Source organism: Photobacterium sanguinicancri (assembly GCF_024346675.1).
Classification (GTDB): Bacteria; Pseudomonadota; Gammaproteobacteria; order Enterobacterales; family Vibrionaceae; genus Photobacterium; species Photobacterium sanguinicancri.
This window is the reverse complement of sequence record NZ_AP024850.1, coordinates 2,063,143-2,089,978: the sequence shown is the minus strand read 5'-3', so window position 1 is coordinate 2,089,978 and position 26,836 is coordinate 2,063,143. Positions and strand designations below refer to the sequence as shown.

The 26,836-nt window shown below is 41.8% G+C and carries 21 protein-coding genes and 1 pseudogene; 14 read left to right on the top strand and 8 right to left on the bottom strand.

Annotated elements, in window-relative coordinates; translation table 11 throughout:
• Window positions 1-34: 34 nt before the first annotated feature.
• From OCU87_RS09990 to OCU87_RS09965, 6 genes and pseudogenes are all read right to left on the bottom strand, one after another.
• A complete protein-coding gene (locus OCU87_RS09990; protein ID WP_261857031.1) occupies window positions 35-1,159 on the bottom strand; it encodes a hypothetical protein in 1,125 nt (374 codons plus the stop codon).
• A gap of 126 nt (window positions 1,160-1,285) precedes the next feature.
• Window positions 1,286-3,169, bottom strand: coding sequence for a hypothetical protein (locus tag OCU87_RS09985; RefSeq protein WP_261857030.1), 1,884 nt, complete (start codon window positions 3,167-3,169; stop codon window positions 1,286-1,288).
• Window positions 3,159-3,986: a DUF4123 domain-containing protein gene (locus OCU87_RS09980; protein ID WP_261857029.1), complete on the bottom strand. Its 828-nt coding sequence runs from the start codon at window positions 3,984-3,986 to the stop codon at window positions 3,159-3,161. The genes OCU87_RS09985 and OCU87_RS09980 overlap by 11 nt, the downstream gene beginning before the upstream one ends.
• 197 nt (window positions 3,987-4,183) lie before the next feature.
• Window positions 4,184-4,468: pseudogene (locus OCU87_RS25000) on the bottom strand (PAAR domain-containing protein); the annotation flags it as partial.
• 273 nt (window positions 4,469-4,741) lie between these two features.
• Complete coding sequence (locus OCU87_RS09970) at window positions 4,742-6,487, bottom strand: DEAD/DEAH box helicase (RefSeq protein ID WP_094957657.1); 1,746 nt, start codon at window positions 6,485-6,487, stop codon at window positions 4,742-4,744.
• 81 nt (window positions 6,488-6,568) lie between these two features.
• Window positions 6,569-7,063, bottom strand: coding sequence for a GNAT family N-acetyltransferase (locus tag OCU87_RS09965; RefSeq protein ID WP_062690547.1), 495 nt, complete (start codon window positions 7,061-7,063; stop codon window positions 6,569-6,571).
• A 267-nt stretch (window positions 7,064-7,330) separates the two neighbouring features.
• Between OCU87_RS09965 and rsuA the strand changes: the two genes are divergently transcribed.
• The 3 genes from rsuA to OCU87_RS09950 all read left to right on the top strand — a co-directional run bounded on the left by rsuA (window position 7,331) and on the right by OCU87_RS09950 (window position 10,129).
• Window positions 7,331-8,026, top strand: a complete 696-nt coding sequence (gene rsuA / locus OCU87_RS09960; protein WP_261857027.1) for a 16S rRNA pseudouridine(516) synthase RsuA — start codon at window positions 7,331-7,333, stop codon at window positions 8,024-8,026.
• 237 nt (window positions 8,027-8,263) lie between these two features.
• On the top strand, window positions 8,264-9,454 hold the full coding sequence (locus OCU87_RS09955) for a Bcr/CflA family multidrug efflux MFS transporter (protein ID WP_094957658.1): 1,191 nt from the start codon (window positions 8,264-8,266) through the stop codon (window positions 9,452-9,454).
• A gap of 9 nt (window positions 9,455-9,463) precedes the next feature.
• Complete coding sequence (locus OCU87_RS09950; protein ID WP_261857026.1) at window positions 9,464-10,129, top strand: DUF2913 family protein; 666 nt, start codon at window positions 9,464-9,466, stop codon at window positions 10,127-10,129.
• An 84-nt stretch (window positions 10,130-10,213) separates the two neighbouring features.
• Here OCU87_RS09950 and OCU87_RS09945 read toward each other — a convergent pair whose 3' ends face one another.
• Window positions 10,214-11,680, bottom strand: coding sequence for an SDR family oxidoreductase (locus OCU87_RS09945; RefSeq protein ID WP_261857025.1), 1,467 nt, complete (start codon window positions 11,678-11,680; stop codon window positions 10,214-10,216).
• A 220-nt stretch (window positions 11,681-11,900) separates the two neighbouring features.
• Between OCU87_RS09945 and OCU87_RS09940 the strand changes: the two genes are divergently transcribed.
• From OCU87_RS09940 to OCU87_RS09905, 8 genes are all read left to right on the top strand, one after another.
• Window positions 11,901-13,268 carry an MATE family efflux transporter gene (locus tag OCU87_RS09940; protein WP_062690552.1) on the top strand — a complete coding sequence of 456 codons (1,368 nt, stop codon included), beginning with the start codon at window positions 11,901-11,903 and terminating at the stop codon, window positions 13,266-13,268.
• 252 nt (window positions 13,269-13,520) lie between these two features.
• The gene (locus tag OCU87_RS09935; protein WP_062690553.1) at window positions 13,521-14,192 is read left to right on the top strand and encodes an ABC transporter ATP-binding protein; all 672 of its coding nucleotides are present in this window, start codon (window positions 13,521-13,523) and stop codon (window positions 14,190-14,192) included.
• Window positions 14,173-16,626, top strand: coding sequence for an ABC transporter permease (locus OCU87_RS09930; RefSeq protein WP_062690554.1), 2,454 nt, complete (start codon window positions 14,173-14,175; stop codon window positions 16,624-16,626). Before OCU87_RS09935 ends, OCU87_RS09930 begins: the two co-directional genes overlap by 20 nt.
• Window positions 16,626-17,699, top strand: a complete 1,074-nt coding sequence (locus OCU87_RS09925) for a lipocalin-like domain-containing protein (protein ID WP_261857024.1) — start codon at window positions 16,626-16,628, stop codon at window positions 17,697-17,699. Before OCU87_RS09930 ends, OCU87_RS09925 begins: the two co-directional genes overlap by 1 nt.
• Before the next feature lie 73 nt (window positions 17,700-17,772).
• Window positions 17,773-19,065 carry an amidohydrolase gene (locus OCU87_RS09920; protein ID WP_241148905.1) on the top strand — a complete coding sequence of 431 codons (1,293 nt, stop codon included), beginning with the start codon at window positions 17,773-17,775 and terminating at the stop codon, window positions 19,063-19,065.
• 285 nt (window positions 19,066-19,350) lie between these two features.
• Window positions 19,351-20,172 (top strand): EAL domain-containing protein, encoded by an 822-nt coding sequence (locus tag OCU87_RS09915; RefSeq protein WP_261857023.1) that lies wholly within the window; start codon window positions 19,351-19,353, stop codon window positions 20,170-20,172.
• Window positions 20,120-20,938 (top strand): helix-turn-helix transcriptional regulator, encoded by an 819-nt coding sequence (locus OCU87_RS09910; protein ID WP_083540927.1) that lies wholly within the window; start codon window positions 20,120-20,122, stop codon window positions 20,936-20,938. Before OCU87_RS09915 ends, OCU87_RS09910 begins: the two co-directional genes overlap by 53 nt.
• Before the next feature lie 205 nt (window positions 20,939-21,143).
• Window positions 21,144-21,452 carry a hypothetical protein gene (locus OCU87_RS09905; protein ID WP_062690558.1) on the top strand — a complete coding sequence of 103 codons (309 nt, stop codon included), beginning with the start codon at window positions 21,144-21,146 and terminating at the stop codon, window positions 21,450-21,452.
• Between the two features lie 73 nt (window positions 21,453-21,525).
• On the opposite strand, the gene cra is transcribed toward OCU87_RS09905, so the two are convergent.
• Complete coding sequence (gene cra, locus OCU87_RS09900; RefSeq protein WP_261857022.1) at window positions 21,526-22,509, bottom strand: catabolite repressor/activator; 984 nt, start codon at window positions 22,507-22,509, stop codon at window positions 21,526-21,528.
• Between the two features lie 332 nt (window positions 22,510-22,841).
• Between cra and fruB the strand changes: the two genes are divergently transcribed.
• From fruB to fruA, 3 genes are all read left to right on the top strand, one after another.
• Window positions 22,842-23,960: a fused PTS fructose transporter subunit IIA/HPr protein gene (gene fruB / locus OCU87_RS09895; RefSeq protein WP_261857021.1), complete on the top strand. Its 1,119-nt coding sequence runs from the start codon at window positions 22,842-22,844 to the stop codon at window positions 23,958-23,960.
• Complete coding sequence (pfkB, locus tag OCU87_RS09890) at window positions 23,960-24,898, top strand: 1-phosphofructokinase (protein WP_261857020.1); 939 nt, start codon at window positions 23,960-23,962, stop codon at window positions 24,896-24,898. Before fruB ends, pfkB begins: the two co-directional genes overlap by 1 nt.
• Window positions 24,899-24,985: 87 nt before the next feature.
• Window positions 24,986-26,719, top strand: a complete 1,734-nt coding sequence (gene fruA / locus OCU87_RS09885) for a PTS fructose transporter subunit IIBC (protein ID WP_261857019.1) — start codon at window positions 24,986-24,988, stop codon at window positions 26,717-26,719.
• The last annotated feature ends 117 nt before the right edge of the window (window positions 26,720-26,836 follow it).

The following is a 26,836-nucleotide window of genomic DNA, read 5'->3' as shown; positions in this document are numbered from 1 at the left end:
TAACTGAATAGAAGTGTTATTGTTAGATATTTAATCATAACCCCATGTACTCTTTAGCTATCTCTGAACGTCTGAACAGTTCTGTTTTTATTTGCTTATTGTAAGTATCTTCTTTTTTAAGTGTTTCATTGTATAGCCGACTTGTGATTTTATCTAAGTTCTTCTGCCAATGTAGACTTTCTAGTTTATACAGTAAGTATAAATCGCTATTATTAATGTCAGTGAATTGTATTTTTTTTGATAGAAACTTTATGATATGATCAGTGTTTTCATTGAAAGTTAATAATTTCTTCTGCTTAATGTTTGGATATATTCTATCCGAAATTAGATAAAATGATTCCTCGACCTGCCTTTCCGTATATCTTAACTCTATAACGGATATTGATGAATTATCTGATAGCCATTTAAATATTTTACATAATGCTGTTTGTTGCAATAACCTTACTTCGACTGAGTTTAAAATTAAAAATTCAGATTTTTCAGTTTTTATTTTTAAGTTTTCACTTGTAGCTAGTAATCTTTTTATTAGGGGGCCTAAAGCTTCTGGGTTCATGCTTTTAACCCATGCTCTTAGCACAGGAACATTGCCGTAAGTTATAGCATAAGCAACATTACCCGCATTGTTAGTATCGAAAAGGTCGATAATCTTATCCCACGTGTCTTTTTTTTGTGCCAAGAAGAATCCGATATTGGTTGTGGTATATAACATTACCCGACTGAGTGTTGATAGTTGCTTAAAGCTTTCATCATCTGCAATTTCCACTTTGTGATAATTGCACTTACGTAAAATTCGTTGGAACATCCAAACCCAAGAGCCTAGTGCTTCACCATTTATTTCACCTGTGAACTGGACTTGGCTGAGTTTTACTGGAATAGTTACAGTAACATTCAATTTTTTATTTTTCATAGAAAAGTAGATAGGGCACTGAAGCTCTTTACCTACAGATACTTTGACTGCTGCTTTTATGAGTGTCATCATTTTTACATTTGATGGAACTATATAATCTGGTATCCATTCTTGTTGTTCGTGATTTTTCTGTATAGGTAGGTGCCATAGAATAAAGCAACCAAGTTCAACACCAATTTTAGCTTCTGCTTTTAATGAGGTCGCATCGGAACTAAATCGCTCGTCACCACTATTGCCTTCTTTTTTAAACAACGTTGGTATGCTTAAGCTGCCATCTTCAAGTTGAAGTTGTTGTGATACAGCAAGATTTACACCCGCGAAACCAAAAGCATCACATGAGAACTTAGCTTGCAGTGCTCCTATAGCATAAGTACAGATTTACTTGTTTCCATCTGAGTCTTTATAAGTAAAATCTAGAGTTGATTGAGCATTTATACTATCGTCTTGTGGCAGACTAAAATATTTATCACCTGTAGTAGCCTCAAAAAGACTAATGTTTCCAGTTCGAAGAGCAAACTCTGTTTTTGCTTCAAATTTACCTAACTCGTACTTACTTTTTCCATTATTGCTATTAGTTTTGCTTATTTTAGCAATATTTGAAGTTGTTGTATTTTCATTTTCAATAGAGAGAGTCTTACCTAGATACTCTGAGCGACTGGCCTTAGAGATCAGTCTTACTAGCTGAGCTTGATAGCTATCGTTGAAAGGGTTGATTCTGTTTTTTAGTTTCCTAGCGTAAAGTATCTTTGATATTGTTAGTCGCCAGTTTTCAATGTCACCATTAAGTGATTGGATAGTAATGTTTTTATTCTTGAAATGTTCTTGTACTTTATCGGCGTTAAAAAAACCATCTTCATCAAACCAACTGCTTAGTATCCTTATTTTTTTAACATCTGAAGCGAGTAATCTAAAGAATGCGTCATCGGGTGACTGTCTTGATTTGTATAGTCCACTATTACGATCTTCTTTAGTTTGAGGGAGATGAATTAGGCTCAAATATTTTAAACCTTGAGCTATGTTAGTCTCTGATGATTGTGCTGACTCAGCGCGCAGGTACTCGCGCAGAGGATAGTTATCTTGCATTAAAGACTGCATCGGCTTTGATTGGTAATCATCAACATCCCATACTAAAAAGAATGTTCCTTTGCTACTTGCCACGGCCTGTTGAGCATGATTTTTTATCTTGTTTTTCTTTTTTATTATTAATTTAAGCGTTTCGTATTCAGTATCAAGAATTGCTTGTGGAGGGATTGCATACTGATTTGTAGCTCTAGACAGTTCACTTAACTTAGTTCTTATCCTTGTGTTGATCTCATTTTCTTTACTTTCGTAGCCATAATAAAGAGCAAGAAGGTTTTGCCCATACTCTTGAGTTGTCGTCTCTTTTGTATCTGTTAAATCACTATCGCTTAAAGACCCTATTTTATTTTTAGAATCCATACTTAAGGCTAGCTCTGGTGTTGCAATTCCAATAAATGCGAGTTCAGCTATTGTATCAGTGAGTTTCTTATAGGATCGTACCTTACTGTTTAATTCGTTTTCTTTTCGAAGTTTAGCAAGTTTAGCTGCATCCTCGACGTGATAACTTAAATTGTTGATAGCATAAAAATTTGCAAGGGATTTAATTTCACTCTCTAATGTCACTATTTGATCTGTTGGTGAAGTTGTGTTGTCTTTAAGAAAGTTAGCTTTGGCTGTAATGTATTTTTTTAACAGTTTTTTTATTTCTGTTTCTCTAGGACTGTATAATAAACCATTATCATAAATGTACCCTTTTTTTTGAGCTATATCTATTGCTTCAAATTGACATTTTTCTATGAAAGATTTTTTTTCATTATATATATAGGTAAAACCTTCACGAGGAGCAAAAGAACCATAACTTTCTTTGTGTTTTTTAGCTTCATTTGGTGCATTTTTAATCCAGGCTTTATCTCTATTATATTGTTTTAATTTAGTAAAAGGTATGAAGGCTTCTAAGTCTGCTTTAACTAAGCCATCTAAGGCATCGGCTTCCGAAAGGCTTATGAGAATATTTGTGTCTTTATCAATCAGCTCTTGCAGCTTATCTTCTGCCACACCTAACTTTTCACATGCTTCTTCTGTGAGTAAGTAAAAACTGTCACTTCCAACAAAATAGGCAATGTCTTTATATTCTTCAAGTTTTCCCTCTAATTCGCAACTGTTTACTTCTTTACAATTTGCAGGATAGGGTTCAGCCTCGGGCGACATATCAGGATTTGGTAACTCAACTTCATTTATCATTAATAAGTCCTTTTTTATGTCGAATTGTATCAATTAGAAAGCAGGCTTGATTCCATTTGTCTTCGATAGCTAAATCTTGTTCAAGTAGGTTAAACCAGTAATGGTGGTCTATTACATCCGTTGCACTTAACAGTAAACACTCCCATTTTTTGAAGGTTTTATCATTAATATCATTTGTTCTTAATAATATGTTTAACGATAGAGCCACTTTTGATATGGATGATTTACTGACAGCTTTCCATCTGTTGAAGTAACCGAGGTAATAGGCCATCCTTTCGTTTTCGATTGTCTCTTTTAATTGTACTGTGATAAGCGGGGATGGTTTACTTTTTACAGCTAATTTATCATGTAATAGCCATGATTCTCGTGTGTAATCAGGGACTGCGATTGCATCTAATTGTTCTATGAATAAACTGTTATAATTTTTCAAAAGACTAGTTGCTGTTATTGGTGTGAAATAACGTAGAAAACATGTTCCTTCACAATTATCATCACTTTCAACGGTTAGAATATCAATCAACATTTCTTGTAATGAGCTTATTCCACAAGAAGATGTGACTATAATTCCAGACAGTCTGTTCTTTACATCTTCAATTAATTGGGTGTTGCAAGGTTTTACTTTTATTAGTATAGGGCTGGTATCAAGTAAATGTTTATATGGGCTATTACAAAATATTGGAACCCAATCATTATCAATTATTAGTGGGTAGATATCCTTCTGGATATTTCCATAATAATTGATATCTAATAGTAAATAGATTTCAGCCTCGCTCATACGCTCTGAGTATAGGATATCTTTAGTGGTTATTTCGTGCATTTACACTTTTCACCCAAGGTGCAATCACCGTTGCTCTGTGCGCCACAGACGGGAATTATTTGAGCTTCAACTTGAGTTGCTCTTATTATCGACTCGTCAAAATTATCACTGGCTCTAATATTTAAACGTTCCGGTGTTTCTGAATTTGTACCTGATTCACTACGGGTTGTTCCACCCGCTGGCCCACTGCATTTCTCTCCAATAACAACAGTGCCATTTCCGACAATGATTTTGCCTCCATGAGAGGTCGAATCTCCCATGCGGGCGGCGGGTTTGCCATTAATGAACACCCCCGAAGAGCCTGAAGAAATACTGTCAGGTGGGCCGATGCATACAAGCTTATCGCCTTTGCGTGCTGCAGGCATTCCGCCAATGAACACATTAGGAGAACCAACAGCAACTGGGCCGCCAACATGAGGGATTTTACCTGTACGATCAGGGCAGGTGTGGTAGCAACCAATAAATGCGGCGGGTTTACCCAAAGTAAGCCTCTTTATATAACACGTTGTTGGAACTAAATTGAAAACAATCGCAGAGAGTTAGCAATTAATAATGTGAATTAAACTTATCATGGGGAAGAGGGGGCGGACAATTTGGTGCAGGGTTATATCGAATGCAAAATTAAAATTATGGATTTATATCTCAGCTTTTTGCATGGTGTAATTAATAGAGTCAATAGTATGTCTATTGACGTGTATAAATAGACATACTATCAATTACCTTCCATGGTAATTTAATATTAGCTAGAATTTTATTCAGTCTTTCTGATACTGGTCCACATCAAAGAGCTTATCGCGTATTGCCCAGAATCGACCGCTTTTTCTTGCAATAATGATTTCTGGTGGGCGAAGCCTATGTTCGTTATTGGCTACTTTAGTCGGTGCGGTATCAGTAAACGGGCGATGTCTATCGACTAAATGCGGGTTGATAAACTTTTTCAAGAAGTTCTCTTTTTGGCCTTTATTTGAAAGCGTCCAGATTTCACTGATCTCAGAACCTTCGTCACCAATATAAATAACTTTAAGCTGAGGTTTGCCAAATTTGTTTTTGCCGGGCTCTAAGCGTAAATCCTGACATTTCATGATCATTGCATCTTTGAGTTTTAATGCGTCACGTAACTTTTTATCAGGGTCGACCATAACCGCGTCGCAAAGATGGCAGCGTCTTGCGGCAATATCGTTATCAGCGCCGCATTCTTCACAGTATTTGGCCCTAAAGCGGTAACCGCACTCTTCACGCTCGCCGGTGTCATCGTCTTCAAAATACCCTTGGCAACGTCGCCCGTAGTGCTCGATCAGAAAACCAGCAGGATCTAACTTGCCCCAAAAGCTATTTTTAAAACCACAGGCAGGGCAGGGAACCATGATGACTTCACTGTCGCTGTTTGGTTTTGGATCGCCAACATCGGGTTGGAATAAGTCGTAACAGTTACCCGCGTATTCTAGAACGAGGCATTCTGTTTTACCCTCATACAGTCGTAAACCTCGACCTACTATTTGTTGATAAAGGCTGATGGATTCTGTTGGGCGCAAAATGGCGATTAAGTCAACGTGTGGAGCATCGAACCCCGTTGTTAGTACCGAGACATTAACAAGGTATTTAATTTCTTGCTGTTTAAATGCAGTGATAATACGGTCACGTTCTTCTATTGGCGTATCACCCACAACCAATGCTGCGTTTTCATTGGCAAGGTAGCCCATGATTTCTTTCGCGTGATTAACTGTTGATGCGAAGATCATGACGCCGCGGCGATCTTTGGCATAGTCAATAACTTGGTCGATGATCATCGGTGTTGCGCGTGCTGATTTTTCAATCACGCTATCTAGATCGGCTTCTTTGTAATGGCCATTTGAGGATGGGGTTAGGCTTGAAAAATCATAGCCCATTACTGCCATATCCATCATTTTGGGTTCAGTCAAAAAACCTTCGTCGAGTAAGTAACGGATAGGGAGCTCAAAAATACAATCACGGAAGAAGCGATCTTGCTCAGTACGTACTTGGCCACGTGTGTGGTATTTGTAAATCCAGCCCATACCTAGTCGGTAGGGGGTGGCGGTTAAACCTAAAATCTTGATCCCAGAGTTAATGTTTTGCAGGTGGCTTATGGCTTTACGGTAAGCGCTGTTTTCATCTTCTGGCACTCGGTGGCATTCATCAATAACCAGTAGCGAAAACTCATTTTTGAAGGCATCTAGGCTGTTTGCCATCGATTGTACTGACGCGAATACCACTTGCTGGTCTGTTTCTTTTCGCCCTAAACCTGCCGAGAAGATAGATGCTTTCAAACCATAGCTTTCATACTTGGCGTGGTTTTGTTCAACCAGTTCTTTTACGTGAGTGAGCACTAATACTCGCCCACGCGCAATACGGGCAAGCTCTGCGACAACAAGGCTTTTTCCTGCGCCTGTCGGTAGGGTAAGTACCGCTGGGGAAGAATGTTTGCGAAAGTAGTGAATAGTCGCTTTAACACTGTCTTGCTGATAGGGGCGAAGGGTGTACATGTAGGTATGCTGCCAGATTGAAGAAACCCGACGAGTGTAGCATAGGTTCACTGTATAGATGAACAGTGAACCCGATTTGATTTACGATGCAATATGCAAAGAAACCTCTTCTTGTTTAATCGATTTTGTCATCATGCAGAACTGACGGCGAGGGATGAATCCTTGTTTTTCATAGAAGCTACGTGCGCCTGCATTACCAATATTCACTTCCAAAGAGAGTGCCTTTACTCCATTTTTCGAAAGATGGTGCTCAATTTGAGGCAATAATTGTGTCCCAATCCCTTGTTGGCGCCATTCTGGCTTTAAATAAAACTGATCAATTAAGCCGATTCGCCCGCCATGTTCAAGGCTAAAGCTGTAACTAATAATGATATGACCAACCAGCATTTTTTGGCCTGCTTCATCAGCTTCAATAAACCACGCTTGGCCGAGTTCTGGCGAGTTAAGTAATTGATGCATAGCTTGTTGAGTTTGCTCTACCTTTTGTGGTAAAGCTTCATAATCAAACAGTTCTTCTACTAAATTCAGTAGCTTATCAATAGATGAGGTGTTTGGCGCAACAAGAGAGATGTTCATAGTCTGACCTTCATTGTTAGGCGTTCTGCTTGTAGTTATACGCGAATTATAAGATTAAAGGTTACTCTTTTATGACCAATAAATGTCAGGAATGTTCTATTTTTTTGATGTATATATCAAAGCTAAGAACATTCTTGCTTATATAAAACGTAGCGTATATACAGTGAGTTCACACAGAATCAGATACCAATATTGATAAGTTTTTAATGCAAGTTATAGTCCAGCTTTCTATAATAGCGGCACATTTTGTAACACGCGGAGCCACCAATGAGGCTTGATAAATTTCTTTGTACGACATTAGGCATTACTCGTCGTGAAGCCGGTAAGCTACTTAACAATAAAATGATTGAAGTGAACGGCGTTGTCGTTAAAAGTACTTCAATGAAAATTACCGATGATTGCGATGTGGAGTTTAATGGCCGCTCATTGGCATTAACCGGCCCTCAATATTACATGCTTAACAAGCCTGAAGGTTTTGTGTGCTCGCATGTTGATGATCACAATCCAACCGTGTTTGTGCTGCTAGATATTGTTAGCCCTGAAAAGCTGCATGTGGCTGGTCGCTTAGATGGCGATACGACAGGTCTTGTACTGCTGACGGATGACGGCCAATGGTCTCACCGTATAACGTCACCGCGTCGCGTTTGTGAAAAAACATATTACGTAGAAGTGGCTGACCCGCTTGAAGAGTCTGCTATTGAACTTTTTGCCAATGGTGTTGAGTTACGCGGGGAAGATTCGCTTACTCGTCCTGCAAAACTAGAGATCGTGGGTGAACGTGAAGCGTTTATTACGATCACTGAAGGTAAGTATCATCAAGTGAAACGCATGTTTGCCGCTATTGGCAATAAAGTTGAAGCGCTACACCGTGACCGTATTGGCGCAGTTACTCTAGATGACGATCTTGAGCCGGGTGAATTCCGCAAATTGACCCCTGAAGAAGTTGCGTCATTTAATAAGTAAATGCAGCGTTAACCTCTAAGATAAGTCGTTATTTTGATTAAGCCTCCGTTCATTTATATAAATGAGCGGAGGCTTTGTTGTATGTAGCTACTGCTTAGTAGGGCTGACACAGACTGTAAGCTGATTTTAACTCTGTACAAAATAAGAAATGTATCCTTTCTTACAAAGAAAGAGTAATGCTGCAAATATATCGTACAATAGGGGGTTCACTGAATTTTATGCATTAAAAGAGACTGTATGACCAAAGAAGAAACTCAAAAGCTAAGCTTTATGCTGATACTTATCTTGGGGGCAATTTCCGCCTTAACGCCATTAGCGATAGATATGTATTTACCAGCAATGCCGACTATTGCACGTGACTTGGCTGTTTCTCCAAGCCTTGTCCAGAGCACGTTAACGGCATATACCGCAGGCTTTGCAATTGGTCAGTTGTTACATGGTCCATTGGCCGATAGCTATGGTCGAAAACCCATCATTATTATTGGTACCATTTTATTTGGTATTGCTGCTGTATTTAGCGCACTAAGTCAGAACATTGTAGAACTGACTTGGATCCGTGCTGCACAAGGTTTTTCAGGCGCAGCCGCTGCGGTTATTGTGCAGGCGTTGGTCCGTGATATGTTTGAGCGTGAAGAGTTTGCTCGTACCATGTCGTTTATTACATTAGTCATGACAATTGCACCACTGGCGGCTCCAATGATTGGTGGTCACATTGCGGTGTGGTTTGGATGGCGCGCTATTTTCTGGGTATTGGCCGCTTTTGCAGTGATTGTTTTGCTTGCTGTTATTATGAAAATCCCAGAGACCCTACCTAAAGAAAAACGTTTACCTTTTAATATTGGCTCAACGTTACGTAATTATGCTCGGCTACTAACTAACAAAACAGCTGTTGGCTTGATTTTTTGTAGTGGTTTTTCGTTTGCTGGTATGTTCACGTTCCTAACCGTTGGCTCGTTTGTATATATTGATTTGTACCATGTGAGCACTCAAAACTTTGGTTATTTATTTGGGCTTAACGTTGTTTGCTTAATTTTGATGACCAGTATTAATGGGCGAATGGTTAAGCAAAAAGGTTCGCACTGGATGTTACGTTTTGGCTTAATTGTACAGCTAGTTGCCGGTTTTGGTTTGATTGTTGGCCAGTTGCTTGGTTTGGGCTTGTGGGCCGTAGTTGTGCCTGTCATGCTTTTTGTTGGTACTATCTCTATTATTGGTAGTAACACCATGGCTTGCCTGCTCTCTAAATACCCGCATATGGCGGGTACCGCGTCTTCCTTAGCGGGAACCATGCGATTTGGTACAGGTACAGTTGTTGGTGGTACTGTCGCACTAATGCCAGATGCTACAGTATGGCCAATGGCTTTGAGTATGGCGCTTTGTGCAGTATTATCTGCTGGTTTTTATCTATTTTTATCTCGTGATGCGTAAGTGAAGAAAATGACGCTGTTTTATCAAGAATTATATAAGTTAGTGACAGAAGGCTTAGCAGAGCTGCAAGCTTCTCAAGAGGCAGGTAAAACACCTGTTAACCCTGTGAGCGAAGCTCATTACATTAGTGCTTGGGTAACAAAGGCGATTAAGCAACATCGCTTTGAGCATTGTATGGCTAAAACGCTGATGAGCTGGCAGCAACAAGCGCGAAGTATGGGGCAACATGCTCAACTTCGTTTATTGTTTGAAAACCTAGCTGAAACTTATGCCGGTGTGATGGATGAGCAGAAAGTTGCTAAGACCATTACCGATGAAAACTTTACCAACTTCTTCAGTCAAGTTGAGCAGCAAGATTGGCAAGTGACAACAGAACACGAAATTAACCGTAAAGTGAAGCACCATACAGACGGTCAAGCATCACTTGTTGTGTGTTGTAAAAAGTTTGAAGAAGCATTTGATGCCGCTGAAGGGCAAGATGCGAAGCGCTTAGTGAAGCCACTCTCGATTTTTATTCGTGGTAATACACAAGCGTTGATCGATGCTGCATTCGGCAACGGTCTGTTGCTTTACAAAGTGACTGATTATAAATCGATTGTTAAATATCACGGTGAATACATTATTCAACCTGATAACAATGGTAGTTATTTACCCGAGTTGCCAACGCGTCAGTAATCATCGCTGAACATTCGGATTTGAAAAGCGGGATTATCCCGCTTTTTTATTGCCTGTAATTCAGGGGGGGAGGTTGCTGAAGTGCTATTGCGTTATCGTCTTGCCTTCTTTGGCTTGTGCTTTACAGGCTTTGACCAAAGCAAATGTCATTCCTCTGAAAATAAACAGGTGTGCAGGCATCATTGCAAACCAATAAAGTAACCCCATAAAACCCGCGGGGTGCCACCAAGCACGAATATCGATGGTACGGTAATCACCATGGTCATCGATTGAAAACTCAAGACGACCTAGTCCTGGCGCTTTCATCCCAAACAGCAATGATAAAAATCGATTTTTGTGAATGTTAATTACTTTCCAAGAGTCAATATAATCGCCAAGCTTTAGGCTACCTTTATCTCCCGTACGCGGTGTACGTTTTAAAGCATTACCGCCTACCAGAGCATCTAACCATTCTCGAATCCGCCATAATCCATTGGCATAGAAATACCCTTGCTTTCCCCCGATTTGCGTGACCACTTTCCACAAATCTTCCTTACTTGCATCCGTTTTAAGTGTATAGCCTGCATGTTTAGGGTAATAGCCAAATCCTTTATTCCAACGGGCAAGGGCATTTGGGTCAAATCCCCACATTTCACTTCTTACAACTTCTTCTTCGTGGGCTAAGGCCTCTTCTACCGCTTCATCGTAAGTGAGGAGATATTGCGGAATTAATGCTTGGATCGCTTCACCATGCGCAGTGAGATCGTGCTGTAGACCGCCAATTAAGGCTTTGGCAATATCGGTCGGCACTGATGTGATCACTCGTAACCACTGGGCGGCTAATTTGGGGGATAGAAAGGGTAACGGCACGATATGAATATTCTTGCCCATTAACGTACCAAGCTGCTTCATTTGCTGTGAATAGGTTAATGGTTCAGGTCCAGAAACATCCAATATTTGATGACGACTTGGCATGAAATGAAGCAATTCAGTTAAGTAGTAAAGGAGATTTCTAAGTGCGATAGGGGAGTTGCGTGAGCGAACCCATTTGGGTGTAAACATGATAGGTAAGTGATAAACGAAATCGCGCATTACCTCAAAGGCGGCAGAGCCAGGGCCAATAATGATCCCCGAACGAAGTTCTGTCACGATTTTACCTGACTCGCGAAGTATTTCTCCTGTCGCTTTACGTGCCGCAAGGTGCTTTGAATGACCGTGATCTGGTTGTAAAGCACCTAGATAGATAACGCGCTGTATTTGACTTTGTTTCAATGCAAAACTGAAGTGACGTGCCACGTCGAGTTCATATTCAATAAAGTCATGCCCATGAGCCATACCATGAACCAAAAAGAAAACGGCATCGACCCCCTCTAAAATAGGAGTCAGATCGGTTTTGAGGCTTAAATCGAGCTCAATTAATTCGATGTTATGAATATTACCCCAGCCACGTTTTTGCATTAGCGATAAACTACGGCCTGTTGCTTTAACGTGATACCCGTTGTTGGCTAGCTCGGGGACGAGGTGACTACCTATATAACCCGAAGCTCCAACAACAAGAACGGTTTTTATCATTACATCATGCTCCATGCTTAAGCTTAAAAAGCCAAAAATAGTGTGTTTCTTTAATGCTGTCCATAACCATTAATAACAATTAACCACTTGATGAATTATATCTGATTAAACGTTGTAAAAGTGGTTGTTATTACAACTGTAGTGGATAAAATTCGCGCTGTCTTTCCTTAAGGGTTTCTCCTTAAATATTCAACAACTTTTGCTGTATGTGAGGCTGCTAATGCGTCATCTGGTTCTTCAGCAATTACGCGGTGATTTTCTTCGTCGCTTATTGCTTATTGCTCTGCCTATTGCGTTACAAACCATGTTGTTTTCGAGTCGAAGCTTGGTCGATATTTTGATGCTTGGCCAATTAGGTGAGCTTGAAGTTGCAGCCATTGGTATTGCAGGTAAAGCCCTTTTTGTCGCGACAATTATGTTGTTTGGTGTGACAACAGGTGGTGCGTTGCTTACTGCACAATACTGGGGGGCTGGGAATCGCCGAGGTGTACAACAGAGTACGGCGTTAACCGTAGTAATGACGACGATTACAGCCAGCATCAGTGGGGGACTTTTCCTATTCGCCCCTAAATTTGTTGTTGGTCTAGCGACAGACTCCCCTGAGGTTATTCATCTTGGCGCTGAATATTTAGCGATTACATCGGGAAGCTTATTTGCTGTTGCGTGGGGTAGCAGCATGGCTGTTGGTTTACGCGCAATGCATCAGCCGGGCATTAGTACCTTTTTTAGTGCTATTGGTATTGGCCTGAATCTGTTTTTGAACTGGATACTGATTTTTGGCCATTGGGGTTTTCCGGCAATGGGTATTGCGGGCGCTGCTTGGGCAACGTTGATCAGTGGTTTGGTTGAAGTCGCTTTATTGTTTTCATATTTATACGGTAAGAAGCACTTGCTTGCTTTTGACCTTGTTTTGTTGAAAGAGGCTTGTCACTGGCCGTTGGTGAAACGTTTTCTGACGTTGTCACTGCCAACAACGTTTAACCATTTGGCTTGGTCTATGGGGATTTTTGTTTACCATGCCATCATTGGACAAGTTAGCGTGCAGGGATTAGCGGCATTGTCTGTTATTACGCCGATTGAATCTTTCGCTCTTGCTATGCTGATTGGTGTATCTAATGCTGCCGCTGTCATGATAGGTAACCAGCTTGGCGCTAATAAGATGGAAGAAGCGTATCAGCAGGCATGGGCGGTTTCGATCTTCAATGTGCTATGTGGTATCGCGATTGCTGTACTGATGCTGCTTACGAAAAACACCGTGCTGGATTTATTTTCAGCACTATCACCTGAAACACGTGAGCTGACAGAGAACTTTTTCTCAATCTTAGCCGTAATGGTCATTATACGCAGTATTCCAATGACAATGATTGTTGGGGTATTACGTGCTGGTGGGGATATTCGATTTTGTTTTTATCAAGATCTAACTGCTCAGTGGCTAATAGGTATTCCTATCACCGCCATGATGGCATTGGTATTTAAGTTACCGTTAGAATGGATTTATGCTGCGCTAGTGATTGAAGAGTTAGTGAAGTGGGTTGGGTGTATTTTCCGTGTTCGCTCTAAGGCTTGGATGAACAACTTGGTTGCGTAATCGGGTATAGTGATAAAAGGGCTGAGGCACAGAGTGCCAATATGCCCTAATATGTTGGTGTGCTGTAAGCTTGATGGTTTATATGTAGGCGGTTTGTAAAATCTTTCATTTTAATCACAGTCAAACTCTCAAAGTGCTTCCTCGCTGTCTAGGTTTACGGTAAATTCACTGCCTACATATACTGACAATATTTTGTTGAAGTTAGTATCAGACCTAGCGGTTTTACTGACGTTTAAAATTTCGAGGACATAGATGTTACGGCTTGCAGGACTCTGTAAAGGGTACAAAGATGGCAACGAGTATCACTCCGTCCTTCAAGGGGCAGAGTTATCGTTAAAGCAAGGTGAACAACTGGCTTTAATGGGGGAGAGCGGTTCAGGTAAAAGTACCTTACTTAACTTAATTGCTGGCCTAGATTCTGTCGACAGTGGTGAGGTGTGGGTCGGTGATACCGCATTACATGCTATCTCTGAACGCGAACGTACCGCTTTTCGCCGTAATAATATCGGTCTTGTATTTCAACAATTTAATTTGCTGCCTACGTTATCAACTGAAGATAATATTCGTTTTTGCCGACAGCTAAAAGGGCTTGATGATGATCAGGCTTTATGGCGTCAAATTGTATCCGCACTCGATCTCCGTCCGTTATTAGACCGTTATCCTGAAGAAATGTCAGGTGGTCAGCAGCAACGTGCAGCTATCGCTCGCGCGTTATATATGGAGCCTGATCTTTTATTGGCCGATGAGCCAACAGGAAGCCTTGATGAACGCAATGCTGGCGCTGTAATTCGATTGCTGACTAGCCTTGCGAGTAAGCTTGATTGTACGCTTTTACTCGTTACCCACAGTGAGCAAGTCGCTTCTCACATGCAGGGTTGTATCCGTTTACAAGGAGGGCAACTGCATGTCCAATCCAGTCGCTAAGGCGCTCTGGGGACATTACCGTCGCCATCCGTTCCAAATTTTACTTGTCTGGTTAGGCTTAACATTAGGCATTGCGCTGCTCATCGGTGTGATGGCAATTAATCAGCAAGCTCGTGAAAGCTACCGCCAAGGCGAGCAGCTTTTCGACAACCCTTTTCCTTATCGTATTCGCTCACTGCAATCAGGAATGAAAGTCCCACAAGGCTTGTATATTGATTTACGCCGAGCTGGCTTTCATGAGTGCGTACCAATTGATGAATTTCGTATTACGACCAATAAGCAGCGAGACTTTGAATTACTCGGTGTTGATCCTATTGCGATGTATTCAACGCTTAAGCAATCAGGCCCGGCACAATCTCAGTTGTTTGACCTTATTAAGCCTCCGTATCCTATTTTAATTGGTGATCAATTAGCCCGTTATATTGGGGTTGAAAACGGTGAAATGATCACGCTCGATAATGGCGATGAAATTGGCCCATTGATGCTGGTAGAAGATGAACGTATCGGTGGTCCACGCATGATTGCCGATATGGCATTACTACGTCAGTTAAATAAGAGTTCGGGCTTTACCGCTGTTATTTGTCGTGACTTATCATCGAAGCGTCAAACTGCGCTAGAAGAAACATTACCATCAGGCGTAACGCTGGAAAAAAATCAAAGTGCGACACTTGAACCACTGACCAATGCTTTTCACATGAACCTACTCGCGATGGGTATGTTGTCGTTTGTGGTTGGCTTGTTTATTTTTTATCAGGCAATGTCACTTTCATTATCGCAACGTCAGCCTTTAGTCGGTGTTTTAAGACAAATGGGCGTGTCTGGTTTTCAACTTGCTCGCGCGTTGCTGGTCGAGATTATATTGTGGGTGGTGTTAGGTTTACTCGGCGGTAATGCACTTGGTTTGTTGCTTGCTCAGCAACTTCTTCCTTCTGTGGCTGCGACCTTAAGTGACTTATATGGCGCAAATGTATCACTGGCTGTTGAATGGCACTGGCAGTGGGGATTAGCCAGTTTAGCGATTGCTGTTTTTGGTTCGGTCCTTGCCTGTGGTTGGCCTGCTTTACGTCTCATTAATACGCAACCATCTCGTCTTGCAACACATATGTCGCTTATTCGGATTAGCGGTCGAGAGTTTGGCTTACAAGCCATTATTTCGTGTTTCTTTATTGGTGCAGCTTATGGCGTGTATCAACTTCCCCATGGCCAAACGGCTGGTTTTGTACTGATTGCGTTTATCTTGGTTGCGAGTGGGCTAATGATGCCCTTTATTTTATGGCAGTTTTTTCGTTTAAGCGCCAAGCTTGTCAAAGCTGCAAGACTTCGTTGGTTCTTTTCTGATGCCGCGGCAAGCTTAAGTTATCGCGGAGTCGCCGCAATGGCATTTATGCTTGCTTTAGCTGCCAATATTGGTATGGAAACCATGGTGGGGAGTTTCCGTTACACCACCGAAAACTGGTTAGGTCAGCGGCTAGCGGCTGATATTTATGTGCGTCCTCCTCTTAATGTTGCATCTCGTCTTGAAACTTGGTTAGAAGCGCAGCCTGAAGTGGATCAGGTTTGGCGCCGTTGGCGTAAAGAACTTGATACCCATAAAGGTATTGTTGAAGTACGTAGTATGGGGTCGTCTCAAGGTGAAAAAGAAGCGCTGACGGTGAAAGTGGCTGTACCTGAATATTGGGCAACAACACACCATAAACGCGCAGTCATGGTCAGTGAATCTATGGCACTGCGTGAGAACTGGAAGCCAGGTGACGTGGTTGATTTACCTGCGCCATTGGGTAAAAACTGGCTGATAAGCGCAGTGTATTACGATTATGGTAACCCATACGGGCAACTGATGCTGTCGCAAACGTATTGGAAAAAAATGTGGAGTAAGAAAGGTGCAGTTAGTTTTGCTATCCACCTTGCTGAAGGTGTCGACCCCGAACCCATTATGGCACGGATGGGCGAACGCTTTAGGTTGCAACCAGAACGTGTGCGTAATAATGCCGAATTGATGAATCAAGCGATGCGTGTGTTCGACCGAACCTTTGTGGTGACATCGACCTTAGGGAAGTTAACACTCTTTATTTCTGTGTGTGGCTTGTTTGTTGCCACTGTGGCGGGTGAAGTTTCGCGTCAGCGTCAGTTTGCTTTATTGCGGTGCATGGGCATGACGGGCCGTGAATTGGCACTCCTCGGTGGTGGTCAGTTGTTCATTATCGGTTTGATGACAGCGTTAATCGCTTTACCTATGGGGTTAGTGTTAGCGCAGCTGCTCATAGACGTCATTCTCAAATATTCGTTTGGCTGGACAATGGAGCTCTATTTCTTTCCGACACAATATTTGTTCTCACTCGGAATGGCGCTCATTGTATTGCTTGCCGCTGGTGCTTGGCCTGTATGGCGTTTAGTGAAGCGCTCTGCGATAACATCATTAAGAGAGTCCTTCTAATGTCGTTCAAATCTTTTCTATGTGTTATGTGCGTAAGTGTACTGTTAGTGGGGTGTGAACAACCTGAAATTGCTTCGCCAACGGTGAGTGTGCTAACGGAAACTCCCACCGATGACTTCGAAAAAGTAATCCCAGATCGCACGTTACACTTTCCAGCCGATCACGGTGAGCATCCTACGTTTAAGACTGAGTGGTGGTACTTAACCGCGAATTTAAAAACCGACCAAGGTGAGCGATATGGTGTTCAATGGACACAATTTCGTATCGCAACGGGCAGTCACGATACAAAAGGCTGGGGTACACCACAAATCTATATGGCGCACGTAGTGGTCAGTGACAGTAACGGGATGCAGCATGCTGAACGTTTTTCACGCGGCGGTATTGGTCAAGCGGGCGTGCAAACATCACCGTATCGTATTTGGTTGGATAATTGGTCTTGGCAATCGACCAGTGAAGGCCCATTTCCAGGTCAACTATCATTTGAAGATAACGGCATGGCAGGGGAATTAACTGTCTTGAATAAAGGGGAGATCGTGCTCCATGGCGATGCTGGATACAGTAAAAAGCACCCAGCGGAAGATCGCGCCTCGTACTATTACAGCGCTCCTTTTTTGCAGTTGCAAGGAAAATTAACCCTGAATGGCAAAACGGTGAATGTCCAAGGTGAAGGTTGGTACGACCGAGAATGGAGTAGCAGCATGCTGTCAACTGAGCAGCAGGGCTGGGATTGGTTCTCCATCCATTTAGATGATGGTAGCGCCCTGATGGCGGCACAAATTCGCTCTGATGATAGAAAAGCCTATTCATTTGGTTCTCGTAGTTGGCCTGATGGCCGTGTAACGACCTTAAGTAGTGATGAAATATACTTAACGCCAATAAGCTACTCGACAATAGATGGAAAGGTATTACCGCTTAAATGGCGAATAGATATCCCATCGCAAGATATTAAGTTATCTATCGGGGCAGAAAGAAAACAACAATGGCTCCCATTTAGCTTCCCATATTGGGAAGGACAAATAATGGTTAAAGGTAGCCACAACGGCCGTGGTTTCATGGAATTAACAGGGTATTAGCACACAGGATGTATTGCGTTTGTACAACGTAACTCAATACACGATGTGCCTATAAGGACAGTAGGAAAGTAACGTGGCAACAATACAATTTGATGAGCAATCTTTATCGCAGCGTTTAATGAATTATCGCCGTGAACTTCATCGTTATCCCGAAGCTGCGTGGTGTGAGTTTTTTACAACCAGTAGAATTGCAGCACATCTTGCACACCTCAAGTATCAACTCGCTTACTCGGATGAAATTATTCATAACGATGCCATCATGGGTCGTAATCCAGATCAAATACAAAAAGCACAAGAGCGCGCTTTGCATTGGGGCGCTGATTCACAAAGCCTTGAGCGAATGAATGGTGTAACGGGCATTGGCGCAGTCCTCGACACGGGGATCCCCGGTCCTGTTATCGCCTTTCGTTTCGACATTGATGCCGTAGAAGTCATGGAAAGCCATGACGACTCTCATCGCCCTCATTTTTTGGGCTTTTCGTCGTTACTAGACGGTGTTGCTCACGCATGTGGGCACGATGCGCATGTTGCTATTGGCCTGGGTCTAGCGGAAGTGTTAGCTGAAAATAGAGAGCACTTAACCGGCAAATTTAAACTGTTATTTCAACCTGCGGAAGAAGGTTGCCGAGCGGGCAAGGCTATTGCTGAAAGTGGCTGGTTAGATGATGTTGATTATCTCTTTGCCTCGCATATTGGCATGAATGTGCCAAGTGGGACTCTAGTGTGTAACCCACAGCATTTTTTATGCAGTTCAAAGTTTGATTTACATTTTAATGGTAAACCAGCACACGCAGGTATCGAGCCAAATGTAGGTCGTAACGCGTTGGCTGCGGCTTGTACTGCTGTGAATCAAATGTTGGCGATACCTCGTCACCGAGATGGCATGACTCGTGTGAATGTCGGGCAATTGATGTCAGGTGAAGGGCGTAATGTTATTCCTGAGAATGCGGTATTAAAAGGAGAAACGCGGGGTGAAAACCGTGAACTTAACTCCTACATGTACCAGCAGGTAGAACAAATTGCCCACGCTTCGGCAATGATGCACGGTGTAAATGTAGAGATTAAAGCGCAAGGTGAAGCGATAGGCCTGCAGAACGACAGCGCATTGGTAGATTTACTGTTCCAAGTGGGTGAAGACAGTGGCTTTAATAATGTGATTAAGAAAAAAGATTTTGGAGCCAGTGAAGATGCAGGTTATTTAGTGGATCGTGTTCAGCAATGTGGTGGACAAGCTGTTTATTGTTTGGTTGGATCCGATCTGACTGCTGGCCACCATAATGGCGATTTCGATATTGATGAAACACGTATGCTCCCTGCCGTTAAATTATATTTAAATATTGTTCAATTAATAGTTGGCAAAGGTTGAATCGATAGTCAACTCAGTACTTATTACTACAGAGTTGACTGTTTATTATACTGTTACATTTTTTTGCAGTTGATTTTTTGAGTCAAGGCATCGTTTGTATTTTATAAATTCGAGGCATATTGATAACATCCCTTTGGGGATATAAACAATACGCGCCAAAAACATGACAAAATAATAGAATTTATTGATATTACCGCAATGTTTTTTCTTAAGTGCTTTTTTACTGGTTTTTTAAAGGTGGCGAAATAGAATTGATTTAACAATTTACAACAAGGTGTATTAAATATGCACAAAATATCAACCTCGGATCTGCCCAATGCAGTGCGAATTGAATCTTTACTCAACTATAACTTGTACGCCGAGTTAACGTTTTTATTGCAGCCAATTGTTATACCCACTACTGGTGAGGTTGTTGCCTTTGAAGCCCTGTCTAAAGTCATATCACAGTCTGGCGATCAGCTTAATAATGAAGACTTTTTTGAGCATGCTGGTACTGAATTATTAAAAAGTTTGGTAATTGCGCAAATTAGTGCCTTCAAGCAAACAGTTTATACCAAACGGCGTATTTTGATATCTTATAACTTACCTTTGTCTTGTATGGAAGATGACTGTTTTGTTGAAAAGCTCTTAGCTATTTGCACGCAAAAAGTTGCGCTCGAATTTACAGATCTTAACGTTAATTTAAAATCTAAAAAAATCGCAGATAATTTAGCTAAGGTACAGCGTCAAGGGCACCAACTATGGCTAGACGATTACTTGCACCATTCCAGAGTTGCAAACCTAACACTTGGCTATATAGAATGGGATATTATAAAAATCGACAAGTCATACCTTTACTTCAATACGGAAGAGGAGTCATTATTGAAGTCATTAACATCCGTATTACAGAGCTATGTAAAAAAAGGAGTCATATTTGAAGGTGTAGAAACTGAGTTACAACGACGATTAATCTGTAGAGAGAAAACATTTGCTCAAGGATATTATTTCTCTTACCCAAGATGCATCAATGAAGTGATACAAAAAATGAAATTTACGCCTTGGAAAGCATTACATAATGAAAGAAGCCAGCAAATCGAGCATACAGGTGAAGCACCACTCCCTGTGTGATAACTCATCACTCAATAATTTTTACTCCATCGACTATAAATTAATTAGAATTAAAAATGCGGTTGGCTTCGTATCGATGAAAGGAGTAATTAACGAAATTAATGGAAAAGGGCTTATATACATCCCTTGTCACACAAGTGTCGCTTGTTCTGTAAAACCGCTAAATAATAAGCAAGCAGAACTGGATGTTGTGTCGTTTAAAAAGGAGCATTTTTTACAAATCATAGAAGGCTTGAAGCCTTTCACCGTTTATGAGCAGTTCTCTAATGTGTCACAAATGTATTTTCAATACAGTGATGAATTTGATGACGAGTTTGATAGCTTAATAGCCGTTAATCAATTACTTGATTCTCATAAATCGACAGTGATGACATCGCTATCTCAGTCAATTATTTATAAATTGATATCAATCTATGCACCACAGTTATTGACACATACATTAAGTGATAAACGTGTGGTTGATTTTATTGTAGATAAGGTCTGCCAAGATTTATCGCGCAAGTGGAAGCTAGCAGATTTAGCATGCTCACTTAATATGTCTAGTTCTAAATTACAGCGTAAATTAAAAGAAGATAATGTCGATTTCTCAAAGCTTCTCAATGATGTTAAGTTGAAAAAGGCGAGAGACTATTTAACATACTCAGACCTGAGTATCACCCAAGTTGCCAATCATTCAGGTTTTGATAACTTGGCCTATTTTTCTAATGTATTTAAAAAACATTATCAGCTGACACCATCGCAGTTCAGGCGTTCTGTTAAGGCGTAGCAAGAAGTATCTAGATAATTAATAACCTTGCTTTATGCTATTTGGTGTTGTTATTCGCCTTGTGAATTTTAATTGATATGGTTACTTTTCATTGTAAAGATTTTATTTTATGCACTGTTAACTAACGCGAAAATATACTGTTGATATTTTACACGTTAAAAGTGATTCATTTAGTATTGTCTCCATTAAAAACGAGGTAATAATAATGTTCGGTAAATTAAAAGAAAAAGCAACTCAGTTAGCTGCAGATAAAGTTGGCGGTAATAGTATTGATGAGATAATGCAGGGGCATTGGCCAAAAATAGAAGCTATTTTAGTCGAGAAGTTAGTCGCTGTAGCTGGCGATAAACTCAACCAGCCTGGCTATATCGATTCATTTTTTGAAAACGGCTACGAGTTTTTACCAGCGCCAGTACGAATGATGCTGCCAAAAGAAAAATTTGTCGCTTACTGTGTTACTAAGAAAGAACCTTTACTTCTTAAAGCGAATGAGAAGTTAGCAGCACTCGCATAACTGTTAAGGCGTAATTTCAATTATTACGCCTATAGACAGCTGTAAAAGAGACGTTAATCGCTAAAGCTATGCATTAGCGTCTCTTTATTTTCCTCGATACAACTTCAACACCTGTTCTATATCTCCCCGCAACCGCATTTAATGCTAGCTCTAAGGCATTTTCAGCAATCAGCTCAAATTGCTGAGGAAGCGATTGAATTTTATTGGGTAAAAAATCTAATAAGCGGTTATCACCAAATGTCGCCAGTTGTGTTTTGGTAAGTAATTCAGGCTGTGTCAATAAGCCGTCTAAGATTCCTTCAAATAGGGTGTAAGACGTTGCCAATATGGCATCAGGCATCATGTCTTGATCAATCCAGTCCTTAACGATTCTAAAGCCTTCTTGTTGGCTAAAGTGATCGCCATAAGCTGTTAGTACCTTGAGCTCGTTGGCATTTGCACGAAGCGCAGAGAAGAACCCTTGCTCACGTTCAACTGAAACACCAAGATCTTTAACTGCGCCTATGATGCCAATACTTGTTAGTGGTTTGCGCAGTAGAGATTGAGTGAGTTCGTAAGCGCCTTCAAGATCTTCACTGATCACACTAGCAAAGACTTCATCATCTAACGCGCGGTCAATGGCAATAACAGGGACGCCACCAGTTTGGATTTTTTTATAAAAGTCGTTCTCGGGTGAAAGGGCACTGGCCACAATGAGCGCATCTATTCGTCGACTAAGTAAAGTGTCAGCGACTTTCATCTCAGTTTCTGGATCGTCGTCAGAGCATGAAATGATTAGTTGGTAGCCTGCTTTACGCGCGTCGCGCTCAAGTAACTTAGCTAACTTGGCATAACTACTATTCTCAAGATCTGGGATGATCAAACCAAACGATCGGCTGCTACCTGCGCGTAAAGACGTCGCTGCGTGGTCTGGCCTGAAGTTATGCTCGTTAACGATAGCCATTACTTTTAGCTGAGTTTTTTCACTAATACGGTATTTGCTGGCTTTCCCATTGATGACATAACTTGCCGTTGTTCGTGAAACCCCCGCAAGTTTTGCAATTTCATCTAGCGTCATTTTCTATCTCTAACAGGAATAATTGTGCGGTTGATCATAATTTGATAACTGATCACCCTACTAGTGTTTGCAATCATAGCTGAATCCATTCAGCATGTCAGCTGAAAGGTTTCAGCAGAACTAGAGAGCTCTCTCAGATTGTGCTGAAACTTTTAATTTAGCTTTTTGCTGAATCGTTTCAGCTTGTAGCTCAGCTTTAATTAGCGATTCCAACGAGGGACTAAAGTTGGGGGGAGGACGAGCTAAGGAGGCGATTCGCTATTCTTATAATTACAGCGTGTAGTAGCTGCCCTTAAGTAAAGGGGAGTGCAAAAACGTAAGAGGATGAACACATGTTATCGCTTTCGACAGATGATATTCAGCTAGATCAATTTGCCGACAATAAAGAACAAGCAATTAAGGCTTTGGCTAGCGGGTTAGAACAAAGTGGCCTTGTTGCGACTGGGTATGTGAATGGCATGCTGGCACGCGAAGCGCAAAACTCAACATTCTTGGGTAATGGCATTGCGATACCGCATGGTACGACAGATACCCGAGGGTTAGTTAACAATACGGGCGTTAAAATTCATCACTTTCCGCAAGGGGTTAACTGGGGTGATGGTAAAACAGTTTACCTTGCGATAGGTATTGCGGCTAAGTCAGATGAGCACTTAGGCATTCTTAAACAGCTCACAAAGGTACTTTCAGCTGATGGCGTTGAACAAAAATTAAAAGAAAGTCGTAGCGCAGAGGCGATCATTGCGATCCTTAATGGTGACGCTCAGCTTGACGCAGACTTTGACAATAGCTTGGTACTGCTTGATTTTCCCGCGACAGACTTATTGCAATTGACGGCTGTAGCGGCGGGCTTGATCAAAAATAAACACGCGCTAGGTGCTGAGGGTGTTGCGAATATGGTGGCCACAGAACCGACTTATTTAGGGCAAGGTCTGTGGTTGGCAAAAACAGATATAGCAGTGACTCGTACTACCTTGTCTTTTGTTAAGCCATCACAACATTTTGAACAAGACGGTCAGCCAGTAAATGCTTTGTTAGCGGTTGCGGCTTGTAACAGTGCTCACGTCCCAAATTTAAAGCATTTAACAAACCTGCTTTACAACCAGCAAGTGAGCAAGTTGCTAGCGTCAGACAGCGATAAAGTGATCTCGTTATTAACAGAAGAAACACTAGAAGGTTCTGAGGCGACATTCCAGATCCGTAATACGCATGGGTTACATGCTCGTCCGGGTGCCATGTTGGTGAGTACCGCTAAAGGGTTTGAATCTAATATTCTGGTTGCCAACCTTGACGGTGAAGGAAAGTCGGTAAATGCGAAAAGTTTAATGAAAGTAATCGCATTGGGCGTTAAGCATGGCCATAAATTACATTTTACAGCGCAAGGGGCTGATGCAGATGCTGCATTAACTGCAATTGGTGAAGCTATCGCAAATGGTTTAGGGGAGGGCAAATAATGTCAGTGAAAAATCTGAAAGTCGTCACCGTGACGTTAAACCCTGCTTTGGACTTAACCGGTTCCCTTGAAACCTTGAGCGCAGGCAGCGTTAATTTAGTTCAACGCGGCTCGTTACACCCTGCTGGTAAAGGCGTAAACGTCGCGAAAGTGCTTGCTGAGTTGGGTGCTGAGGTAACTGTGACTGGTTTCTTAGGTGCTGATAACCAAGCGCCTTTTTGCCAATTGTTTGAATCAATAGGTTTGAATGATGCCTTTGTACGTGTAGTGGGTGCTACGCGTATTAATGTAAAAGTGGTTGAAGATTCAGGCAAAGTTACCGACTTGAACTTCCCTGGAGTGAATGTAACAGAAGCGGATATTGTTTGCTTTGAGCAAGCATTATTAGCACTTGCGAAAACACATGATGTGTTTGTACTGGCTGGCAGTTTGCCACAGGGTGTGTCACCAGAAAAATGTGCGCAATGGGTTCGCTTGCTTCAAGAGCAAGGGAAACAAGTGCTATTTGATAGTTCAAAAGCGGCATTAACGGCAGGGCTTGAGGCAACACCTTGGTTGATCAAACCCAACGATGATGAATTAGCAGATTGGGCTGGAAAGCCACTGACAACACTTGCTTCTATTACCGAGGTTGCTGAAACGATCTCAAATTTAGGGGTCCGTAATGTTGTTGTATCGCGTGGCGAGCACGGTGTGATGTGGCTAGATCAAGATGGTTGGCTCTCTGCTAAACCACCAACAATGAATGTAGTCAGTACTGTAGGTGCGGGCGACACGCTAGTGGCTGGCATGTGTTGGGGTCACTTAAATCAATGGAACAAAGAACAAACATTAAAGTTTGCGACGGCTTTGTCTGCGTTAGCTGTGGCACAAGTTGGTGTTGGCGTTGATAGCTTAGAACGTGTTGAGCAGTGTATGGAACAAGTACAACTCGCATAGAACGATAGTTAGCTTATACCAACAAATATTTATCCAGTAACGTAAATATAATTACGTAAAAAATAAAAGAATCAGAGGGTTTTGATAATGAAAGTAGCCATAGTGACAGCTTGCCCAAGCGGTATTGCAAATAGCGTCATTGCTGCGGGTTTGCTTGAAAAAGCAGCGGCAGAATTAAAGTGGACGGCAAATATTGAATGTCAGTCAAGTGTCGTAAGTGGTAATACACTTACCGCCGAACAAATCGAAGCAGCGGACTGTATCATTGTTGCTGCTAATCGCACTATAGATTTGAGCCGTTTCAAATCGAAGAAAGTGTATCAATCTGATATTTCAGCGTGCTTAACATCGCCAAAAACATACCTAGAAAATGCGATTAGCCAAGCCGATGTGTTGGCCGTCATTCCACAAGTAGATGAAAATCAAGCTTCTAACAATAGTATTAAGAAGATTGTTGCTATCACTGCGTGTCCAACAGGTGTTGCTCATACTTTCATGGCGGCGGAAGCGCTGGAAGAAGAAGGCAATCGTCTTGGACACCATATTAAAGTGGAAACACGTGGTTCTGTTGGTGCCAAAAACCAACTGACAGAATCTGAAATTGCAGATGCTGATTTAGTGATTATTGCTGCTGATATCGAAATTGATATGGCGCGTTTCGCAGGTAAGAAAGTCTATAAAACCAGTACAGGTTTAGCACTTAAGAAAACAAAACAAGAGCTTGAAAATGCTTTTGAAAAAGGGACGACTTATCAACATGATGGAAGCTCAGCAAATAGCGCGAGCACGTCAGGTGAAAAAACAGGTGCGTATAAACACTTAATGACAGGCGTTTCTCACATGCTGCCGTTGGTTGTTGCTGGTGGTCTGTCGATTGCGTTGTCATTTGTTTTCGGTATTGAAGCATTTAAAGAAGAAGGCACATTGGCTGCGGCACTGATGACTATCGGTGGCGGTTCTGCATTTGCCTTGATGGTTCCAGTATTAGCTGGTTTCATTGCATTTTCGATCGCTGACCGCCCTGGTCTAGCGCCGGGTCTAATTGGCGGTATGTTAGCAAGTTCGACAGGCGCTGGCTTCCTTGGTGGTATTGTTGCTGGTTTCTTAGCGGGTTACAGTGCCAAGATGATTGCAGACAATGTCAAACTGCCACAATCGATGGAAGCACTGAAACCCATATTGATTATTCCGCTTGCGGCAAGCTTAATCACAGGTCTAATCATGATCTACATTGTTGGTGGCCCTGTGTCTGCTGCGATGATGGGTTTGACGGATTTCTTAAACAACATGGGTTCTGCTAACGCTGTACTACTGGGTATTATCCTTGGTTGTATGATGTGTTTCGATTTGGGTGGCCCAGTAAACAAAGCGGCTTATACGTTTGGAGTTGGTTTACTTGCATCGCAGACATACGCACCAATGGCGGCTGTGATGGCGGCAGGTATGGTACCTGCTCTGGGTATGGGCTTAGCGACTTTCTTAGCTAAGCGTAAATTTACCAACAGTGAATCAGAAGCGGGTAAGGCATCGTTTGTCTTAGGTCTATGCTTCATCTCTGAAGGTGCGATTCCGTTTGCGGCACGCGATCCAATGCGTGTAATTCCAAGCTGTATGGCGGGTGGTGCATTAACAGGCGCGTTATCAATGTTATTTGGTGCAAAACTGATGGCACCACATGGTGGTTTGTTCGTACTCTTTATTCCAAACGCAATTACCCCCGTATTTATGTACTTAGTCGCGATTGCGGCAGGCACAATCGTAACGGGTGTCACTTACGCGTTCTTAAAGCGTGCCGATGAAGAACAGCTTGCCGCTGTATAATTAAAGCGTGAAATAAACGTGGTTAGATAGTTGTGTAACATACTTTCTAATAACAAAAGAAGCCCCGATATTGCTACGATATCGGGGCTATTTTGCCACCGCTGCCTACTTATTTAT

Bases quoted from the DNA above. Each gene is read 5' to 3' on its own strand.
- OCU87_RS09970 (WP_094957657.1), bottom strand. From the start codon at position 6,487: ATGTACACCCTTCGCCCCTATCAGCAAGACAGTGTTAAAGCGACTATT.
- OCU87_RS09915 (WP_261857023.1), top strand. From the start codon at position 19,351: ATGCACAAAATATCAACCTCGGATCTGCCCAATGCAGTGCGAATTGAA.
- OCU87_RS09965 (WP_062690547.1), bottom strand. From the start codon at position 7,063: ATGAACATCTCTCTTGTTGCGCCAAACACCTCATCTATTGATAAGCTA.
- OCU87_RS09985 (WP_261857030.1), bottom strand. From the start codon at position 3,169: ATGATAAATGAAGTTGAGTTACCAAATCCTGATATGTCGCCCGAGGCT.
- OCU87_RS09910 (WP_083540927.1), top strand. From the start codon at position 20,120: ATGAAAGAAGCCAGCAAATCGAGCATACAGGTGAAGCACCACTCCCTG.
- rsuA (WP_261857027.1), top strand. From the start codon at position 7,331: ATGAGGCTTGATAAATTTCTTTGTACGACATTAGGCATTACTCGTCGT.
- pfkB (WP_261857020.1), top strand. From the start codon at position 23,960: ATGTCAGTGAAAAATCTGAAAGTCGTCACCGTGACGTTAAACCCTGCT.
- OCU87_RS09945 (WP_261857025.1), bottom strand. From the start codon at position 11,680: ATGATAAAAACCGTTCTTGTTGTTGGAGCTTCGGGTTATATAGGTAGT.
- OCU87_RS09980 (WP_261857029.1), bottom strand. From the start codon at position 3,986: ATGCACGAAATAACCACTAAAGATATCCTATACTCAGAGCGTATGAGC.
- OCU87_RS09930 (WP_062690554.1), top strand. From the start codon at position 14,173: ATGTCCAATCCAGTCGCTAAGGCGCTCTGGGGACATTACCGTCGCCAT.
- OCU87_RS09940 (WP_062690552.1), top strand. From the start codon at position 11,901: ATGCGTCATCTGGTTCTTCAGCAATTACGCGGTGATTTTCTTCGTCGC.
- fruA (WP_261857019.1), top strand. From the start codon at position 24,986: ATGAAAGTAGCCATAGTGACAGCTTGCCCAAGCGGTATTGCAAATAGC.
- OCU87_RS09925 (WP_261857024.1), top strand. From the start codon at position 16,626: ATGTCGTTCAAATCTTTTCTATGTGTTATGTGCGTAAGTGTACTGTTA.
- cra (WP_261857022.1), bottom strand. From the start codon at position 22,509: ATGACGCTAGATGAAATTGCAAAACTTGCGGGGGTTTCACGAACAACG.
- OCU87_RS09950 (WP_261857026.1), top strand. From the start codon at position 9,464: ATGACGCTGTTTTATCAAGAATTATATAAGTTAGTGACAGAAGGCTTA.
- OCU87_RS09955 (WP_094957658.1), top strand. From the start codon at position 8,264: ATGACCAAAGAAGAAACTCAAAAGCTAAGCTTTATGCTGATACTTATC.
- OCU87_RS09905 (WP_062690558.1), top strand. From the start codon at position 21,144: ATGTTCGGTAAATTAAAAGAAAAAGCAACTCAGTTAGCTGCAGATAAA.
- fruB (WP_261857021.1), top strand. From the start codon at position 22,842: ATGTTATCGCTTTCGACAGATGATATTCAGCTAGATCAATTTGCCGAC.
- OCU87_RS09935 (WP_062690553.1), top strand. From the start codon at position 13,521: ATGTTACGGCTTGCAGGACTCTGTAAAGGGTACAAAGATGGCAACGAG.